Source organism: Paenibacillus sp. NN59 (genome assembly GCF_057597225.1).
Window position 1 is genome coordinate 1712867 of sequence record NZ_CP199678.1, and the last position, 19453, is coordinate 1732319.

Genomic DNA, 19453 nt, shown 5'->3' on the forward strand with positions numbered 1-19453 from the left:
GGAGCATCTATGGACATCAACGTTCTGGATTGGCATGTCTGGAGCTTGGATCATCATTCTTGCATACATATTAGACCGGTGCATCGGAGATCCGCGCTGGATTCCGCATCCCGTTATCGGCATGGGGAAAGGCATCTCGGCACTGGAGCGTGTTATTCGGGCACGTGTACATACAGATAACGGGCTGAAAAAAGCGGGGATCTGGTTCCCGATCTTGATTGCGGGAGGTTCTTTTGCTGTCACATGGGGTCTGCTCCTTCTGCTGGGTCTGATTCATCCGATCTTTGCGGCTGCAGCCGAAATTATTCTGATTGCAACAACGATTGCTTCCAAAGGGTTGCGTGATGCAGGCATGGAAGTGTACCGCCATCTGAAAGAGCAGGATTGGCCTGGAGCCAGGCGTTCACTCGGTATGATTGTGGGACGTGATACGGCACATCTGGATGAGCCGGAAGTGGTTCGGGGAACGGTGGAGACCGTTGCGGAAAACATTGTGGATGCCATTGTGTCGCCGCTATTCTATGCACTTATTGGTGGTGCTCCGCTGGCTATGGCCTACCGTGCCGTCAATACGCTGGATTCCATGGTTGGATATAAAAATGATAAATATCTGCATCTCGGGTGGGCCTCCGCACGGCTTGATGACTGGGCTAACTGGATTCCCGCTCGCGTGACCGCTCTGCTGTTAATTGTAGGTGCATGGGTGCTAAAACTGGATGCCAAAGGCGCAGCGCGTATGGTTGCCCGGGATGCGAGGTTACATCCCAGCCCGAATAGCGGTTTTCCCGAGTCGGCAGTCGCTGGAGCGCTAGGCATTCGGCTGGGCGGGCATAACGTGTATCACGGCGTTGCTTCATTTAGAGCTTATATGGGCGAGGCTACGCGGCCGATGGAGTCGGAAGATATTGTGCGAACGACGCGGCTGATGTTTTGGTCGGGGGGAGCTTTTGTGGGCCTTTGTTTCTTGGCAACCTTGGGTGTGTGGTTAGCAGGAGGTGCGCTATTGTGGTAATTAAAGAATTAGAACAGCTTGGATCAAAACAGTCTCCGTACAAGCGTAGCATCGTATTGATCCGTCATGGAACAACCCAGTGGAATGTGGAAAAAAAGTATCTGGGGCATACCGACATGGGGCTGTTGCCTGATGCACAAGAAGAGCTGGCTCAGCTACGCGAGCAGTGTCGCGAGCTTACATGGGATACGGTGTATTGCAGTGACCTGCTTCGTTGTCGCCAGACGCTGGCACACATCGCACCGCAGCTGATTGAACAGGCGAAGTTTGATTCGCGCCTGCGCGAGAATGATTTCGGACAATGGGAAGGCCTGAATTACGAGCAATTGAAGGATAATCTCTTGTACCGGGACTGGATTGATGATCCACACAAGGTAACTCCGCCTGAAGGAGAAGCGTGGCAGACTTTTGCGGAACGAGTGGATTCTTTTCTGTACGAACAGATTTGGTCGGAGCATTCACACGAAAATTCACACAAGACACTTATTGTGACACATGGCGGTGTCATCCGTTATATGATGTCCCGGCTCATCCATGGCGTCGGGTTTTGGGATACACATGTCATCCCTGGACAGGCTATTCAGGTTGATCTTGAAAAGCAAGGGGATCACTGGCTTGGCAGACGAATGGATTTTCCGTACATCGGGTTGTAAGGTGCTGCAATATACCCTATAATCACAACAGAAGTGTGACTCGGACGGACATATTGGGTATGATGGGCTGAGACGCCTGAACTGACGTGATTCGTGCGATGAGCACTACGACTATGTTTGACCTGAATTAACCATCTTTAGCGACTAAGGGTCCCGCGTGCCAATCCGTTGTTCATGAAGAACAAGGACAAGTTATCATGCGCACAAGGGTAAAATGGGGAAGCTGGTGCAAATCCGGCACGGTCCCGCCACTGTGAAACAGGAGCCATCCTGTAAGTCAGATTACCAGCCCTGGACGTACAAGCCGGTGTTCCTTCGAGGAAAGGACAACGTTTCGGGCCATTCTGTGCGCATGGACAGCTAGCCGCTGTTACATGTACAGATTGCCGTATGCGAGACGTCATCCCTGATCCTTGTTTTAAGGATAAGGGATTTTTCTTGTTGTACACGATGTGTTGAAAAGTACTATGTTACACGAGGCCACTCCGATTGCAGTACCATTTTCCGATCGCTGTTATCCCCAGATTTTTTGATTCCTTTTCAAAGGGAAAAATCCGGTGATAAGCGTATGCTTTCGATGTAGCTTTCTTTCAGAAAGCTTTCAAGCGAACACTTCGTTTCTCCAAATTGGTTCTGCACTCTCCGTTAAACGTGTACACGTCTGCATTTCCTTTCATCTGAACACCAAGATGGGGTAGAGCAATAAGAGTGAGGTAATAAGCAACAACAATAGTACAGATAGAGAAGGGGAGTTTAAATCAATGATTAAGAACTGGAAAGCACTCACATCACTGTTGAGTGCAGCAATGCTGGCACTGGCGCTGGCTGGATGCGGTAATACCGCAACAAAAGAAGGTGCGGGCAGCTCACAGCAACCTGCACAGGAACAGTCGCAGGAACAAACGCAAACGGATCTGAAAACTCAATACCCACTGACCGTTACAGATGCAACGGGTGAGTCTTTCACTTTTGAAAAAGCACCCACCAAAATCGTCTCGGTATCTCCAGCTGAAACGGAGTCGCTGTTTGCCCTCGGACTGGATAATGAGATTATTGGCGTATCCGACTATGACGATTACCCGGAAGCGGCAAAAACCAAAACGAAAATGGGCGGTGTCACCAAGCCAAACGAGGAGTCCATTATTGCAGCAGATGCGGACATCGTGTTCACTGGCATTTCTATGAGTGAGGATGCGGTGAAGAAGCTGCGTGAACTGGGCATTACCATTTTCAAAACGGATCCTAAATCCATCGACGATGTAATAAACAATATCGAAACCTTCGGTAAAATCACCGATCATCAAGAGCAAGCTCAGAAGCTTGTCACGCAGATGAAGAAAGATGTAACAGATGTAACAGAAGCGGTAAAAGCCGTAAAACCGGAAGAGAAGAAAAAAGTATACATCGAGTTCTCCCCAGGCTGGACGGTTGGTAAAGGTGAGTTCATGGACGAACTGATCAACGTAGCCGGGGCTACCAATATTGCTGCCGACAAAGAGAGTTGGTACCAAATTAACGAGGAAAATGTCATTGCCTCTAACCCGGATGTTATCTTGTACGCCAATGACGTAGTTGAGGACAACAAGACGCTGGATCAGATCATCAAGGCACGTAGCGGCTGGGATCAAATTAGGGCGGTGAAAAACAATGCCGTGATTGGGCTGGATGCCAACTTGCTGAGCCGTCCAGGACCGCGCGTAACTCAAGGGTTGAAAGATGTTGCCAAAGCGATCTATCCTGACCTGTTCAAATGAGCAGAAAGCTGATCCTGTTCGGAACGATGGGCATGGCGCTGCTGGTGCTTACCGTGCTCGTCTGCACGGGCATCGGTTCAGTGGCGTTGCCCATCCGGGACATCGCTGGTATTCTCGTTCACAAATTGCCATGGGTGGGCGACTGGATTACATCTGATTGGAACAAGGCCGCCGAACAAATCATATGGAAGGTGCGTTTCCCGCGTGTCTTGCTTGCGATGCTCGTAGGTGCTTCACTAGCAATTGCAGGGGCGGGGTTTCAAGGTGTATTACGCAATCCTCTGGCTGATCCATTCACACTGGGGGTTTCCTCTGGTGCTTCGATGGGGGCGGCGTTCCTGATATTCTTTGGTTTGCAGTACGCTATCATTGGTATTTGGACACTGCCGCTGGTTGCTTTTTTGACCGGGGTAGTCACGTTATGGTTCGTGCTGTCGCTGGCTCGTGAAGGACGTAAAATACCAACGCATAGCCTCATTCTGGCAGGTGTGGTCATGCAAAGTTTCTTGGGGGCAGTCGTTTCCTTCCTATCGACCATGTCGAAGCAGACAATCAATGAAATTATATACTGGACGATGGGAAGTCTGGCACTGCGCGGGTGGTCGTATACGACCATCCTTTTCCCGTATTTTCTGCTTGGACTGATTTTTCTATGGAGTCGGGCACGTTCGCTGAACGTCTTGGCACTGGGTGAACGTCAGGCAGCGCATATTGGTGTTGGTGTGGACAGGCTCAAGTTATCTGTGCTGGCTGTAGGCACATTGCTAACGGCAGGAGCTGTTTCGGTTTCGGGAGTCATCGGATTTGTTGGCTTGGTAATTCCGCATATTTTGCGATTGCTGGTGGGGCCGGACTATCGCTTGCTGGTACCTTTGTCTGCGATTGGCGGTGCGATTTTTATGGTATGGGCAGACACCATAGCTCGCTCCTTGCTGGCACCGACTGAAATACCGCTAGGCGTCGTGACTGCTTTTGTCGGCGCTCCGTTTTTCGCCTATTTGCTGCATCGGAACAAAAAGCTGCAGAAGGGGATGATGCCGTGACGACCGACAAAAATTATGCTACCGCTTCTCTAGTAACTGTTGTCCGGGCGGGCAAAACATACGGTGATCATCATGCCCTGCATCCTACCGATTGGCAGATCACAGAAGGAGATTGGTGGGGTGTCGTTGGCCCAAATGGAAGCGGGAAATCAACACTACTCCAGCTTATTGCAGGAACGGAATCGTTAAGTGAAGGCCAGATCAGCATTGCTGGTCGTGATATCCGATCATATAGTCGCAAGCAATTGTCACGGATGATTGCCGTTTTGCAGCAGGATGGCTTACCCGCAATCTCCTATCCGGTTCGAGATGTTGTCGAAATGGGGCGTTATCCTTACCAGAACTGGCTAGGCCGTGAATCGGGAGAGGGAGCCCATGTGGTGGACAGAGTGCTTGAAGAGCTGGGACTCACGGAACTGGCAGATCGACCTCTGGATTCCCTAAGCGGCGGACAACGGCAGCGTGTGGCCCTAGCCAAGGTCATGGCACAGGAGCCGCGATTATTATTGCTGGACGAACCAACGACGTTTCTCGATATCAAATATCAATTGCAGTTTATGGAGTTGTTAGCGGCATGGCAGAAGAAGAGCAGCATCACGATTGTAGCGGTGTTGCATGATCTCAATCTGGCTGCGTTGTTCTGCGATCGTATTTTGGCTTTGCGTGAGGGGAAGGTAGTGGGAGAGGGAACACCTCACAGTTTAATGACGGGAGAGCAGATTCAAGAGATTTTTCGCGTTAAACCTGCGATGGTGTCCCATCCGGATCATGCGGTTCCTCAACTGCTGCTGCGGAGGGACTTGGATTAAACGAGGCGGGAGAGCCTCTATTTTGATGAAGGAAGTGCTGGTTGAATGAAGACAGAAGAACAGAAGTTGGAGCAAGTATTAAATAAGATTGTTGCTCCTGACCCAACCATTGCTGCCGAAACGTCTGCTCATGTGGATATACTCACAAAGCCACCTGGTAGTCTCGGCAAATTGGAAGACCTTGTGATTCGATTGGCAGGGATGACAGGGCAGGCACGTCCGCGTTTTGATCGCAGGGCTGTGATCGTTATGGCTGCGGATCACGGGGTCGTAGCTGAAGGGATCAGTGCTTTTCCAGCCGAGGTTACACCGCAGATGGTCATGAATTTTCTGGCTGGAGGCGCTGCAGTCAATGTCCTTGCTCGTCATGCCAGAGCGGAAGTGATCTGTGTCGATATCGGTGTAAATGCTGACCTTGATCATGCTAACCTGCTCTCCCGTAACATTCGTAAAGGCACGGCCAACATGGCTCAAGGAGCCGCGATGACTCGGGATGAGGCGATTCAGGCTATTTTAGTAGGTGTGGATGTCGTTACCGCGGAAGTAGCAAAAGGGACAGGGTTGTTTGTCACCGGAGAAATGGGGATTGGCAACACAACGGCAAGCGCCGCAGTGATGAGTGCGCTCACCGGTATTGCACCAGCATCAGCTGTTGGGAGAGGGACTGGCTTGGATGATGCAGGTGTGCTACGCAAGGCTGCTGTTATAAGTCAGGCTTTGAGTGTTAATACACCTGACCCTGAGGATGCGCTGGATGTGCTATGCAAGGTGGGTGGATTGGAGATTGCCGGACTCACCGGCGTTATTCTCGCTGCCGCGGCTCATCGCTGTCCAGTTGTCGTAGATGGTTTCATCTCGACTGCGGCGGCACTAATCGCAAGAAAGCTGGCTCCCCTGAGTACGGCTTATATGGTCGCTTCCCATACCTCCCATGAGAATGGACATGCGGCTCTGCTACGTGAACTTGATTTGAAGCCGATGCTAGATCTGGATATGCGCCTTGGAGAAGGCACAGGTGGAGTACTCAGTCTGCATCTCATTGATGCAGCATGTCTGATTTTGAATGAAATGGCGACCTTTGCAAGTGCGGGTGTGTCAGACGGAACGAATCAGGCTTCGGACTCTGATTCCAGTGAGAAAGAGCATTCGACTGGTTCCTCCATTTTAACGGTCTCACCTGTTCAGGGAGATGGCTCCCGATGAGTGTATTGGTTACTGGCGGTGCACGCAGTGGTAAGAGTTCGTTTGCCGAACGTCTGTGCATGCAGCGTTCCTCAGAAGCTTGGTATGTAGCAACTGCTCAGGCGTATGATGACGAGATGCGTGAACGCATAGCAATGCACCAGAAGCAGCGTGAAAGTTCCGGTTACCTCTGGCGTACGATGGAGGAACCCTTGGCTTTGCCTGCTCTAATTCAGCAGATGGGCGAAGGGCATACGGGAACGTCCGCACCAACGATTCTGGTGGATTGCTTGACTCTCTGGCTGACGAATGTGTTACTGGCCCATGAACATGACGAAGGTCACGTGTTGCAAGGTCATCTGGATGCACTGGTAGAAGCGGTTCAAACCTATCCCGGATTACTTGTGCTGGTTACCAATGAAGTAGGGGATGGAATTGTACCCGAATACAAGCTTGGTCGTGTGTATCGTGATCTGGCAGGTGTTCTTAATCAGCGCATTGCAGCAATCTGTCGTGAGGTGTTTCTCGTGACGGTAGGCATTCCAATCGAATTGAAAAGTAAGGAGTATCGCTTATGAAGCATGGCTCAGCGGGTTCAGCCGTTCCGCAGCGGAAACATGCGGCAGCCGCGGCCTTTCAATTTCTGTCTCGTTTTCCTGTGAAAATGCAGCTCGATTTTGTTTCGCCATTGCTACGCGAAAGTGTGGTGTATTATCCACTGGTCGGTGCTGCAATCGGTCTCTGCGTGTGGCTGGTCGCCGCACTGAGCGGTGCCCTGCTTCCGGCTTTTCCGGCAGCGGTTCTGACCTTGGCTGTATGGGTCTGGCTTACCGGAGGATTGCATCTCGACGGATGGATGGATACAGCAGATGGCCTGCTCAGTTACCGCAGCCGTGAGCGAATGCTGGAGATTATGAAAGACAGCCGAGTGGGCGCGATGGGGGTTATTGCCTGTGTGCTGCTCCTTATGATGAAGGCGGCACTGATTGCCGATATGATTGCCCGTGGGAACTGGTTGTACGGTGCGTTGCTGATTTTGCCTATGATCTGGAGCCGATGGTTTATGGTCTATGCCATGTCAGCCTGGCCTAATGCTCGTGGGGATGATGGGCTTGCCGTTCTATTCAAAGGGCTCGGGGAGCGGAATGAAGTCCAGCGAGCACGTAGCGCTGCGATTGGACTTACGCTGGTCTTAGGCGTCATTACAATTGCTGTCGTATGGCTGTTTAAACCGGATATTGCTATTGCCGATGCCATGGTCAGCGGGTTCGGGTCACTCCCTTGGTGGTTGTATCCTGTAACGTCAGTTATCGTACTGCCTGTGGCGTGTTATTATATAGGGCGATTTGTTGCTACCCGGATCAGTGCCCGGCTCGGAGGGCTTACTGGAGATACATATGGTGCCATGAACGAACTGTTGGAAGCGGCTTTATTGATGGTATTAAGCGTGCTTCAAGGACTATTTTGGCTGTAGAGATTGAGTTGTAGAGGTTAAGCTACCCAGAATTTCATTGGAGAGTTTTCGTTTGGTTTGAGCATTATCGTTGTGTAGCAAGTTAATCGCGCGAAAGACAGGGGTGAGGGACCGTGGAAGATCAGGTAAAACAACCAGCGGCTGTACTCATGCTGCAAGGCACGGCTTCTGATGTAGGTAAGAGTGTCATTACAACGGCACTGTGCCGGATTTTCAAGCAAGATGGCTTCAGCCCTGCTCCGTTCAAATCACAGAATATGGCGCTGAACTCTTATGTTACAGAAGACGGCAAGGAGATTGGTCGGGCGCAGGGGGCACAGGCTGAAGCCTGTGGTATTGAAGCTACGACCGATATGAATCCGATTCTAATCAAACCTGTGCGGGATATGCATTCACAGATCGTGGTGCATGGTGTTCCTTTTGCCCAGATGAGCGCATCGGATTATCGTCAGCATTTCTTACCTGAAGCGAAGCAGACCGTAATGGATGCATTAAATCGGTTGCGCGATACATATGACATCGTTTTAATGGAGGGAGCAGGCAGTCCGGCAGAGATTAACCTGAAAGATCGGGATATTGTGAATATGAATCTGGCGGGATGGGCCGATGCGCCGGTTATTCTGATCTCTGACATTGATCGCGGCGGCGTGTTTGCTTCGATCGTGGGTACGCTCGAACTGCTGGAGCCACATGAGAAAGCCCGTGTAAAAGGATTTATCATCAATAAGTTCAGGGGGGATCTCTCTCTGTTGCAACCAGGGTTAGACTGGCTTGAAGAACGGACTGGAATACCTGTGCTGGGTGTGCTGCCCTATATAAGAGATATTCAGATCGAGGCAGAAGATTCGGTGGTGCTGGACTCTCTTCGACATGGCAAAAAAGAAGAGACAGAACTGGATATCGCCGTCATTCGTTATCCGCGCATCTCCAACTTCACGGACTTCGATGCATTATCCCGTGAACCGGACGTGAATGTACGTTATGTGACTTCACCGGAGGAATTGGGTAGCCCCGACGCCATTATTTTGCCAGGCACTAAAGATACGATCGGAGACCTGATTTATGTACGGGAATCGGGATTGGAACAGGCGATCCAAGCTCATTCAGAGCTTGAACATGTTCAACTTGTGGGGATATGCGGTGGATATCAAATGCTGGGACAACACTTGGTTGATCCGTATGCTGTCGAGGCAAACCAAGCTCAGGAAGCGGTGGGACTTGGCAAACTGCCTTTATCAACAACATTTCTTCAGCACAAACAGACGGTCAGAGCTATGGGGAACGTACAGCCTGAACATCCCATTCGGCTACATGGAGGAAAACAAGTTGAGTCTTCGGCCATACCTGTTAAGGGATACGAAATCCATATGGGTGTAACGGAATGCCACGAACCTGAACAGGTAACCGCTTTGTTTGAGATCGCTCATGCTGGCGGACAAGCATTCTTGGAAGGATGGGGCACATCAGATGGGAAAGTGTGGGGAACGTACCTGCACGGACTGTTTGAAAGCGACCAATTCCGGCGTTCCTGGTTGAACGGACTGCGTACAGCAAAGGGACTTGCACCGCTGGAGGAAACATATAGTGCTCAGGAGCGCAAAGAAATGGAGTTTGATCGAGTAGCCACCTCTTTGCGCTCATCACTGGATATGCAACGAGTGTATGAGATTATGGGCCTGACACAGCCTGAATAATTAACATGTGCACTTTGTTCAGGACTTATCTGTAATGATCCGAGTGAGAAATATGGATGAATAGCAAAAAACACCCCCATGACCCGCGACCTGTTCAGTCATTGAACGGTTGCATCTGGTATGGGGGTGTTTTTTATTAGATTATTTACAATGTTTAGTATAGCAAATGCAGGGTTATAGATATGTGATCATTATTGATGATTGTTGACGGATGATTCGATTGAAGCTTAATCAATCATTAGTCGATTTTAAACTTCTTCATCGCTGTTTGCAGCTCGACAGCTTGTTCATGCAGATGGCGCACCGTGCTCGAATGAGAGTCCATCTCGCTGAGTTGCATTTCTGCGGTAGTTGCAATCTGTTCCATGCTCTCACGAGACTTGGATGTAATCTGTGCTGTTTCTTCCACCGAAGCGCTAACTTCTTCTGCACCTGCAGAAACTTGCTGTGTGGAGGAGGAGACGGTTTGAATGGTGAGATTGACGTTCTGGATCAGTTCATTGAGTTGCTGGAAGGCTGAACCTGCTTGCTGTACAACAGCAGTTCCAGAACCAATCTCTTGCGTTACCCGGTTCATCGCACTTACGGATCGTTCGGCATCTTCACGAATCGTACCGAGATAATCGGCGATTTCTTCGGTCGCTGTCTTGGATTGTTCCGCCAGCTTGCGGACTTCTCCAGCAACGACGGCGAATCCTCGTCCGTGTTCACCCGCACGGGCCGCTTCAATGGATGCGTTAAGGGACAGCATGTTAATCTGTTTCGTAATTTCAAAAATAGAATTGACAATGGTTCCGATGGCAACGGAACGTTCGTTCATCGTTTCGATATAACGCAGCGATTCGCTAGCGGTCTGTCCGACAAGCTCCATCTGATTCACTGCATTTTGTGCCAGTTGATTGCCGTTAAGCGCCTCTGTTGCAGCTTCATTAATTTGTTCGGATACTTCGGCGGCAGAAGATGCGATATGCATAATTCCTTGGGTAATCTCTTCCATCGCTCTTGCGTTCTCGGATGCACTGGAAGCGATACTGACACTACCTTTTCCAGCTTCTTCGGCAGCATGGCTGGAGTTCTGTACCATACCGGACATGGACTCTACACGCTCAAGCAAGTCATTGGAACCGACAACGACCTCATTGGAGGTAGTGAGGGCACGGCTAATCATTTCTTTGAGATTATGTGTCATCGTCTGGAAGCTGAAGGCCAGTTGGGCGATCTCGTCTTTGCCTTTAATCTGCAGCTCAGCGGTAAGATCACCTTGAGAGATTCGTTTACTATGTTCTACAAGTTTAATGATGGGTTTGGTGACTCTTTTGATCATACTAGTAGAGATGAGCCAGCCAAGGACAAATACCAACGCGGTAATACCAAGGCATAGCCAGAAAATTTGAGCAATTTTATCCTGAACAAACTTGGCATCCATGCTGACGGCCATGAGCATATTGCTTCCCGCAATCGGCATAAATGCTGCTTTATGTACACCATAAGAATCAGAGAAGACCGGGCTGATGACCACTTGTTTCTTCTCGCTTGCTTGTGCCATGGAAGGTTCTACATCAATAGCATCTCCGGTCTTGAACTTGGAGTTGATGCTAGCGACAACAACGGTGGCTTTGCCATCCTGCACGGCAATGACATAAGCCGCATCTAGGCTATGTTCTTTGGATTGATCAGCCAGGTAGGATCCGACCGTCATGGCCGCTCCTTCAGCGCCTGCACCGCCACTTTGGATCTGCAGAAGTTTGGATGAAGATGTATTTTTGTAAATATCCTGAATGGACGTATTCAGAACTTTGTCGAACTGAGGTAGCACGTAACTTTGAATAATATTCATGGATACGGCATAAAAACTGATACTAAACAACAGGGAGGCAACGAGTAACACTAGGAATAACGTGCCCCTGATCTTGCCAGCAACGGTGCGTTTGCGAAACATAGAATCACCCTTTCACGTCATCTTCAATAACATTGTCCCTTATTCCGTTCTCTATGGCCTTTTTTACTAACGAAGAAAGACCTATTTTTTAGTTTTGCGAAGCTGTCGAATAAGCGGATATACCCATTTTACAAAATTAACCGCGGGTTGAATAGCAGAATTTTCATAAAACTGCATAATTATTTTCATCGATCCAGAATGAATAACATGAATATTACATAATATCAATTAATACCTACCAGAATAGTTTGATATGTGTTATATTGTTCATTGTCACATTTGGAGGCCAAATATAAATTAGAAAATCGGTTCAACACCGATGATACATGTCTGAGGAGGAACAAAGGTAATGAATACATTTCTATTAATTGTGAATGTAGTGGTCATGCTGGCGCTGCTGGGTGTTCTCTACTGGATGCAAAAGAAACACATCTCGTTTACGAAACGTGTATTTGCGGGTCTAGGTATGGGTGTTGTGTATGGTGTTATTCTGCAATTGATCTACACATCAGGTTCGGATGTGATTACGAAGTCAGTCGATTGGTTTAATCTGGTCGGTTCAGGATATGTCCGTCTGCTACAAATGGTAGTTATTCCACTCATCATGGTGTCGATTATCTCGGCGATCATGAATCTGAAGGGCAAGCAAAACCTCGGCAAGATGAGTTTCTCCATCATCGCTATTTTGCTAATTACGACAGCGATTGCTGCTGGAGTCAGCATTGCAACAAGTCTGGGATTCAACCTGACTTCCATTGAGATTCAAGGCGGAGACCGGGAAACGGCTCAAATCCAGAAGGTGGAGGAACGTTTGGCTGATGTGAAGGATCAGACGATTCCACAGCAGGTGCTGGAGTTCATTCCTTCCAATCCATTTGCGGATATGACGGGTGAACGCCGTACGTCTACACTGGCTGTCGTTATTTTCTCAGCCTTTATCGGTGTAGCTGTATTGGGACTGGATCGCAAAAAACCGCAACAGGCGGAAACGTTCCGTGGCATGGTGAATGCCGTCTACGCCGTTGTAATGCGGATTGTCACGCTGGTACTGAGGCTTACGCCTTACGGCATTTTGGCGCTCATTACGAAAGTAACGGCGACCACCAATGCAGAGGAAATTTTGAAGCTGATCAAATTTGTCATTGCGTCTTACGTGGCGCTGGCGATTATGTTTGTCATCCATCTGATCATCATCTCCCTGTCCGGATTTAACCCGGTTACGTATGTGAAAAAAGTACTGCCAACGCTGGTATTTGCTTTTACTTCTCGTTCAAGTGCGGCAGCGATTCCGCTGAACGTGGAGACACAGACGAAGAAACTCGGCGTATCCGACGGGATTGCCAACTTGTCCGCAAGCTTTGGTGCTACGATTGGGCAAAACGGCTGCGCCGGTGTATATCCGGCCATGCTGGCGGTTATGATTGCTCCGACGGTCGGAATCGACCCGCTGAGTTGGGACTTCATCGTGACGTTGATCCTCGTAGTTATGATCAGTTCGTTTGGTGTGGCAGGCGTCGGCGGCGGGGCGACCTTCGCTTCCCTGATCGTCTTGTCCACATTGAATCTGCCTGTGGCTCTGGTTGGACTGCTGATTTCCGTTGAGCCGTTGATCGACATGGGTCGTACAGCGCTCAACGTGAACGGGTCCATGACATCCGGATTGTTGACAAGTAAAATTTTGAAAGAAAACGATCGGGACACATTCAACGATCAAAGCCGTGAGCTGGATTCTGCTGCTCACGCGTAAGCTGCGCGAAGCTTGCCGCGCACGGCTTGTGCACTTGGTGAGGCAGCGTGCGCAGAGCGAGCTGCAATAGAGTGGATGCAAGGCCGTCCTTCGGAGACATTCCGGAGGGCGGCTTTTGCGTGTGGGATTGCACCAGAACGTGCAGATGGGGCACGAGTGGTGGGAGTCTTTTTTTCAATAGAGAAGGGGGATCGGGGTGATAGCGGGTATAGAGCGTGTGAGGATATATGTGTTGGGTTAACGGTGTTATGCAACGCTGGAGGGATTTAGTGCTGTTCAATGTTGCAGAAATGTGATAGAGTTATTCATGTTTTGGCGCTGCGCCAAACCGCGGTTCGTAACCATCCCGCGTAATCAAAACTAGGAAGGCAGTGTATGTATTCATGTTTAATTTGGTGTGGGGAGCGGTATTCGTTCTCGTGACGTATGGATTTTTTCTTCTATGTTATCGTCTGTTTGGCAAAAAAGGTCTGTATGCCTGGATCGGTGTAGCAACGGTCATTGCCAACATTCAGGTGACTAAAACGATAGACATTATGGGAATCGTCTTAACGCTAGGTAACACGATGTATGTGAGCATGTATCTGACCAGTGATCTTCTCAATGAAAAGTACGGGGCGGATGAGGCACGGAAGGCGGTATGGTTTGGATTTTTCACATTGATCATGACAACCGTTCTGATGCAGATGGTGTTATTCTTTAATGCGGCACCGACGGACTTTGCACAGGAATCCATGGAAAAATTATTTGGACTGTTGCCACGCCTGGCACTCGGCAGTCTGTCTGCGTATTTCATCAGTCAGTTTCTGGATGTGCGTTTGTTCAGTTGGCTACGTAAAATTGCACCAGGACGTAATCAGCTCTGGATTCGAACGAACGGTAGCTCGATTATCAGTTCCTTTGTAGATACGCTTGTATTCTGCACGGTTGCCTTTGTGTTTATCTATCCATGGGATGTGTGGCTGGAAATTTTCCTGACGACCTACCTGATCAAGTTTGTGCTGACTGCGGTTGGAACGCCGTTTCTGTATGCCGCACGTAACTTTAAATTGGAAGATGAAGCTTAAAATAGGATCGCCACTTCAAATCCCTCTGCGGAGCCACAGTTGCAATATGGACTCTGCAGGGGGATAATTTATACAACAGAATTTGTTTCCTGATAATATACGTCTACGATTACATAAGACAAGGGGGATTGAGCATGTATTCCACACTGCGCTACAAACTGGAGAGCAATGGCACAACCTATGAGAATGATAGCCTTAATGCCTCGGTATTTGTGGACTTGATTACGGATCTGGAATTGCATGATTTTGTCGTTCTGCAACCGTCAGAACGGGTAGAGGGAAGTATATATTTGCAGGCTGCTTCGCTTGAGGAACCGGGGCAAATGGTGGTAGAGACCCGTTTGCAGGAAGGTGAGAGCGGATTTCGGCATTACAGTTACACCACGGCAGATACAACCAAGGTGATTCAGTGGTTTTTGGATTACTGGGGCAAACAGGAGCTGCCTGAACTGGAGGATTGGCAGGATATAACCCATGAAATGGACTAACGAAGATGGAAGCTGATTGAGCATGGAATACAAAATGTACGCCTGACATAGCAACCCTCTGATCGATTCAGATCGCGATGGATGTGAACTCTAATAGACGCTGATCCCCATCGCAAGAATCAAAATCCCGCAAGCCAAGTTGTCATGGGTTGCGGGATTTTTTGTGCTAATTGAAGTTGCAGTTGTCTCATGTTTTGCGACTGCATACTTGCTACTTGCAGCTTAGTTTGTCAGGATTTGCAGTTCTTTGGGATACGTAGTAAGCACCTCTATGCCTGTCTCGGTTACAAGTACATCGTCCTCAATACGCACACCGCCAGCTGCGGTGTAAATACCCGGTTCAATGGTAAACACGGTTCCAGCCTGAAGCAGATCCATGTTCTCTCCATGCAGGGATGGATATTCATGCACATCAATGCCGAGTCCATGTCCGACACGGTGCATAAAACGCTCGCCGTATCCTGCATCAATCGTCACCTGACGAGCAGCGCGGTCAACGGATGCGCAGGTAATACCTGGTTTAACAACCTGTATCGCGGCTTCGTTGGCGGCAAGTACGGTATTATAGATGGTGCGAAGTTCAGGCGAGATGTCTCCGTAGGCAAAAGTACGCGTAATGTCCGACGCATATCCTCCAGCGTACACACCCATATCAAACATAAGCAAATCCCCGTGCTGCAGTTTGCGATCCCCAGGCGTACCATGCGGCAGGCCAGTTTTTGGTCCAGTCAGCACCATTGTATCGAAGGAGGGACCGTCGGCACCGAGTTTTTTCATCTGGTATTCCATCTCAGCAACCAGCTCGATCTCCGTTACACCTGCACGTACATGGGTAAGACCTTGTCGTAGCGTTTCTTCAATTATGTAGATGGCATGGCGAATACGAGTGACTTCTTCCTTTGTTTTGTTCAAACGCAGTGCGCGTAGCAACGAACCAACATCTTCAAAACTTGCACCGCCGAGAGCGGAGTTTAGTTGCTCATAACGAGAGACGGTAACGTATTCTTTTTCCAAACCTACCCGGCCCAGCCGTCCTTGATATCGGTCAAACAGCGAGTAGGGATTATCTGTGTCCGAATGTGTAGCAATGTTGGATACAGTAGAAGCTGCCGCAGCGGCATCCGCGTCCAGTGCGGGCACAATCAGTAACGGGTCTTCACCGCGTGCCAGCATCAGGCCCATAAAACGTTCATGCGGATTGCTCGCATATCCCGTCAGATAATAAATATGTTTTGGATCTGTGATGAGCATGGCATCGAGTCCTTGCTTGGACAGATCGGATTCCAGTCTGGATAAAGGAGTTTGTTTCATATTAGTATATCCACCTTTCATATGTACGTTCTTTTAAATAACCAACGTGTTTTCTTAGCATTATAGCGTCTACTCCTTCTATTATAGAAGATGTTGAATAAATTCTAAACTGGCGGCGACTTTTGAGCCAAGGAATGCCTGTTTTTACCGTTTAGGGAAAGAGTGGCAAGGGTAATACAGGGCGAAACCGCTTTATCGGTGGGACGTTGGCTGAAGGAAAAGACGCATATATACTAGACATATAGAGACTTGTAACACACATACACGAAACAGGCACACAACGAGACACAATACAGACTTGCTATACAGTCACATGACACAGAGACACAGACGAGTCGGCATATAGAACAGTCACATGAAATAAAGACTCGCACATATTCAAAGAAGCTGAAAGGGGAGTTTAATCCGTTATGAACAATCGATTAACTGTGCCGCTCTATGCCTCATTGCTTAGCATGGCTCTGTTAACCGCATCCTGTGCTCCGGGCACCCCGACGTCAGATTCGCAACGGCTATCTCAAGGAGAAGGAACGGGTCAAGGACAGACGGCAACCGGAGGCAACGCTGAAACAGGTACTGAAGAGTGGGATGAGCAAGGGAATACAGTCGTTCCCTATCAGGCTTCCGTTCTGGTCGAGGGATTGAACGCACCTTGGGAGATGGTGACGGTTGCAGATGGACGAATGTTTGTGACCGAGCGCCCGGGCGTGATCCGAGTTATTACGAATGGAAAACTGGAGTCTGAGCCGCTGATTGAATTCGAGGCACCCTTTAACGAAGAAGGCGAAGGTGGATTGCTCGGGCTGGAGGCAGATCCGGACTTTGAGAGTAACGGTTATCTGTATGTGTATCACTCGTACTTGGAGGGACAGGATATTGCCAATCGCTTGCTGCGCCTGAAGGTGACGGATGGAAAAGCGGTAATCGACAAAGAGCTATTGACGGGCATTCCAGGCGGCGTGAATCACAACGGCGGACGAATCAAAATCGGACCGGATCAGCTGCTGTATATCACCACAGGCGAGCGTTATGAACCGGAACTGGCACAGAACCGGGATAGCCTTGGTGGAAAAATACTGCGCATCGGTCTCGATGGGTCGATCCCGTCAGATAACCCTTGGCCGAATTCCCCTGTATACAGTATGGGACATCGTAACGCTCAAGGGCTGGCATGGAATCCGGATAACGGGTATCTCTATGCGACCGAACACGGTCAGCGCAATCATGACGAGATTAACCGGATTGTTGCCGGGGAGAACTATGGCTGGCCCGAAGTAGAGGGCGACGACGATGATAACGGAACTTATCAGGCTCCGCTGGCGCATAGCGGGAATGATACCTGGGCGCCTTCGGGTGTAGCCTTCATTGCGGAAGGCCCGTGGGCGGGTTCATTAGTGGCTGCGAATCTGAGAGGGGAGCAGCTACTGCGGGTTGTATTGTCCGAAGACGGTACGAAGGTCGAGCAGGTGGTCCCTTTTTTCGAAGATGAATGGGGCCGTATACGTAATGTCACCGCCGGTGAAGACGGTAAACTGTATGTGCTAACGAACAATCGCGATGGCCGAGGCACACCGCGTGACGGGGATGATAAGTTGATCGTGCTTACGCCCGAAGGGTAGCGTTTATTTAGCTGGATTGGTTGGAATTCGGTGATCTGTAGATCGGGAAATGAGAGTGCAGTTAAAGTGGATTACAGAGTAAATGAGGGAACGTGCCAAATTGGGAGTTAGGAGTAAGGAAGTAAAGGGGAAGGAGTTGGGTGTCACAGGGGGACAGGAAAGGGTAGGGTTTTACAGACTGCTACACGCCGGGTGTATGGGTACTGACTCCGACTTTTATTTCTAACGATCACAGGCGAGCTTATTTGCTGGTTTTTGAGGGTTTGAGAATTTTAACGATCACCACAGACGTTATTTTGCTGAAAATGCGCATAATGGGGCGAAATCGTCACGAATTGGAGTAAATAAGCTCTCTGGTGATCGTTAGGAAATAAAACGTGGCGAATCAGGCCAAATAAGGCTTCTGATGATCGTTAGAATTTAGAATTTTGGCCGACTGCGGGGCATTGAATAGGCAGAAGGTAAATACTCATCTAAAGGTAGATAGAGGGTTTCGAACACTCGATATAGCTCTGCTGTGTTAGTTTACAAACGCATCCATCGCGATAAAATTCAAAAAAGCTGTCCCCGCCAGTATACAGACGAAGGACAGCTTTTGAATTACAGGGAATCTAGTTATGGCATTTAGATATGAGAGAACGCACAAACCAACTTAAAAAGTCAGTGTACCAATGTACACTGTGAAAAGGTTTTACGTTACTCAAATGCTACACAGTGTGCCGTACCCACAAATTATAATGCTTAAACGTTAACACTGTACGGCGGTGACGAAATGTAGCATGACACCTAAGCTTCCGAATTCTCAGCCAGTTCGGCGATGTGCTTTGCAGGCTCTTTTGTATATTCTCCGCCATGGTAGCAGAGAACTTGATCTACCGTTAGGCCGGTCAGCTTCTTCAGACTGCGCAGTGCTTCAGGCATGTCCGGCGTTGCTGGCGGCGCTGGGCCGACCAGTTCATCGTCGACGACTCGCAGTTCATCGGCAGCAAGCAGGAACTGTTGCTCCCTAAAATAAAAACACAGGTGGCCTGGCGTATGTCCCGGTGTATGAATGACCTGTGTTCCGCCTTGGAGCGGAAGGATGTCCCCGTCCGCAAGTGCTCTGCTGATGTTGATCTCAGGCAGTTGCATCAGCAATTGATCGGCCAAAGCCAGCACAGGGGCAGGTAGCATGGCACGGCGTTCCGGCGTGAATTTGATCAAAGGTTTTGCACCTGTCAAATAAGGAATTTCATCCGCATGAGCCCAAACTTCAAGTCCTGGAATAGCATCCAGCAGAGCACCCAGATTACCAATATGATCGATATCCTGATGTGTTACAATCACACGTTTAATGTCGGAGAGAGGGACGTTCAACTCTTCCAGTGCGGATTGAAGTTCGGCAAATTGGCCAATCATGCCCGTGTCAACCAGAGTGTACCCGTCTTCGTCTTGAAGAAGCACAGGATGAATAGGGCTGTTGCCCGAAGGTGTTGGAATGTTGAGTGTTAGCACTGTGATGGATGGTATAGGTTGGCTCATAAAATATCCGGATATGTGTCCGGAGCACCTCCTTATATGATTGTGTTTTTAATAAGGGACAGTAAACGCAGCTTGTACCTCGTTCATTTTCCCATGATGCATCAAGCAACGAGTAAGTAATTAATCACTTAATCACTTAC

16 protein-coding genes and 1 riboswitch are annotated in these 19453 nt (G+C 49.2%); of the genes, 13 read left to right on the forward strand and 3 right to left on the reverse strand.

Annotated elements, in window-relative coordinates; genetic code table 11:
- The first annotated feature begins 34 nt into the window (after positions 1-34).
- The 9 genes from cbiB to ACT89M_RS07510 all read left to right on the forward strand — a co-directional run bounded on the left by cbiB (position 35) and on the right by ACT89M_RS07510 (position 9621).
- A complete protein-coding gene (gene cbiB, locus ACT89M_RS07470) occupies positions 35-1012 on the forward strand; it encodes an adenosylcobinamide-phosphate synthase CbiB (RefSeq protein WP_308722559.1) in 978 nt (325 codons plus the stop codon).
- On the forward strand, positions 1006-1665 hold the full coding sequence (locus ACT89M_RS07475; RefSeq protein WP_253496263.1) for a histidine phosphatase family protein: 660 nt from the start codon (positions 1006-1008) through the stop codon (positions 1663-1665). Before cbiB ends, ACT89M_RS07475 begins: the two co-directional genes overlap by 7 nt.
- A 190-nt stretch (positions 1666-1855) precedes the next feature.
- Positions 1856-1972: riboswitch (cobalamin riboswitch) on the forward strand.
- Positions 1973-2426: 454 nt separating this feature from the next.
- Positions 2427-3419, forward strand: coding sequence for an ABC transporter substrate-binding protein (locus ACT89M_RS07480; protein WP_154890912.1), 993 nt, complete (start codon positions 2427-2429; stop codon positions 3417-3419).
- Complete coding sequence (locus ACT89M_RS07485; protein ID WP_253496257.1) at positions 3416-4462, forward strand: FecCD family ABC transporter permease; 1047 nt, start codon at positions 3416-3418, stop codon at positions 4460-4462. Before ACT89M_RS07480 ends, ACT89M_RS07485 begins: the two co-directional genes overlap by 4 nt.
- A complete protein-coding gene (locus ACT89M_RS07490; RefSeq protein WP_253496254.1) occupies positions 4459-5271 on the forward strand; it encodes an ABC transporter ATP-binding protein in 813 nt (270 codons plus the stop codon). The genes ACT89M_RS07485 and ACT89M_RS07490 overlap by 4 nt, the downstream gene beginning before the upstream one ends.
- Positions 5272-5316: 45 nt before the next feature.
- On the forward strand, positions 5317-6474 hold the full coding sequence (gene cobT, locus ACT89M_RS07495) for a nicotinate-nucleotide--dimethylbenzimidazole phosphoribosyltransferase (RefSeq protein ID WP_253496251.1): 1158 nt from the start codon (positions 5317-5319) through the stop codon (positions 6472-6474).
- Positions 6471-7031, forward strand: coding sequence for a bifunctional adenosylcobinamide kinase/adenosylcobinamide-phosphate guanylyltransferase (gene cobU, locus ACT89M_RS07500; RefSeq protein ID WP_090918011.1), 561 nt, complete (start codon positions 6471-6473; stop codon positions 7029-7031). Before cobT ends, cobU begins: the two co-directional genes overlap by 4 nt.
- A complete protein-coding gene (locus tag ACT89M_RS07505; protein ID WP_487345149.1) occupies positions 7028-7927 on the forward strand; it encodes an adenosylcobinamide-GDP ribazoletransferase in 900 nt (299 codons plus the stop codon). Before cobU ends, ACT89M_RS07505 begins: the two co-directional genes overlap by 4 nt.
- Before the next feature lie 149 nt (positions 7928-8076).
- The gene (locus tag ACT89M_RS07510) at positions 8077-9621 is read left to right on the forward strand and encodes a cobyric acid synthase (RefSeq protein ID WP_487345309.1); all 1545 of its coding nucleotides are present in this window, start codon (positions 8077-8079) and stop codon (positions 9619-9621) included.
- Positions 9622-9859: 238 nt separating this feature from the next.
- On the opposite strand, the gene ACT89M_RS07515 is transcribed toward ACT89M_RS07510, so the two are convergent.
- Positions 9860-11560: a methyl-accepting chemotaxis protein gene (locus ACT89M_RS07515; protein ID WP_154890917.1), complete on the reverse strand. Its 1701-nt coding sequence runs from the start codon at positions 11558-11560 to the stop codon at positions 9860-9862.
- A gap of 349 nt (positions 11561-11909) precedes the next feature.
- Here ACT89M_RS07515 and ACT89M_RS07520 point away from each other — a divergent pair, with 349 nt between their 5' ends.
- From ACT89M_RS07520 to ACT89M_RS07530, 3 genes are all read left to right on the forward strand, one after another.
- Complete coding sequence (locus ACT89M_RS07520) at positions 11910-13307, forward strand: L-cystine transporter (RefSeq protein WP_090918005.1); 1398 nt, start codon at positions 11910-11912, stop codon at positions 13305-13307.
- 383 nt (positions 13308-13690) lie between these two features.
- Complete coding sequence (locus ACT89M_RS07525) at positions 13691-14374, forward strand: queuosine precursor transporter (RefSeq protein ID WP_154890919.1); 684 nt, start codon at positions 13691-13693, stop codon at positions 14372-14374.
- A gap of 134 nt (positions 14375-14508) precedes the next feature.
- Positions 14509-14862, forward strand: a complete 354-nt coding sequence (locus ACT89M_RS07530; protein ID WP_154890920.1) for a hypothetical protein — start codon at positions 14509-14511, stop codon at positions 14860-14862.
- A 222-nt stretch (positions 14863-15084) separates the two neighbouring features.
- On the opposite strand, the gene ACT89M_RS07535 is transcribed toward ACT89M_RS07530, so the two are convergent.
- On the reverse strand, positions 15085-16173 hold the full coding sequence (locus ACT89M_RS07535; protein WP_487345150.1) for a M24 family metallopeptidase: 1089 nt from the start codon (positions 16171-16173) through the stop codon (positions 15085-15087).
- A gap of 410 nt (positions 16174-16583) precedes the next feature.
- Here ACT89M_RS07535 and ACT89M_RS07540 point away from each other — a divergent pair, with 410 nt between their 5' ends.
- A complete protein-coding gene (locus tag ACT89M_RS07540) occupies positions 16584-17792 on the forward strand; it encodes a PQQ-dependent sugar dehydrogenase (RefSeq protein WP_487345151.1) in 1209 nt (402 codons plus the stop codon).
- Positions 17793-18578: 786 nt separating this feature from the next.
- Here ACT89M_RS07540 and ACT89M_RS07545 read toward each other — a convergent pair.
- Positions 18579-19313: an MBL fold metallo-hydrolase gene (locus ACT89M_RS07545; RefSeq protein WP_308722262.1), complete on the reverse strand. Its 735-nt coding sequence runs from the start codon at positions 19311-19313 to the stop codon at positions 18579-18581.
- Positions 19314-19453: the final 140 nt, after the last annotated feature.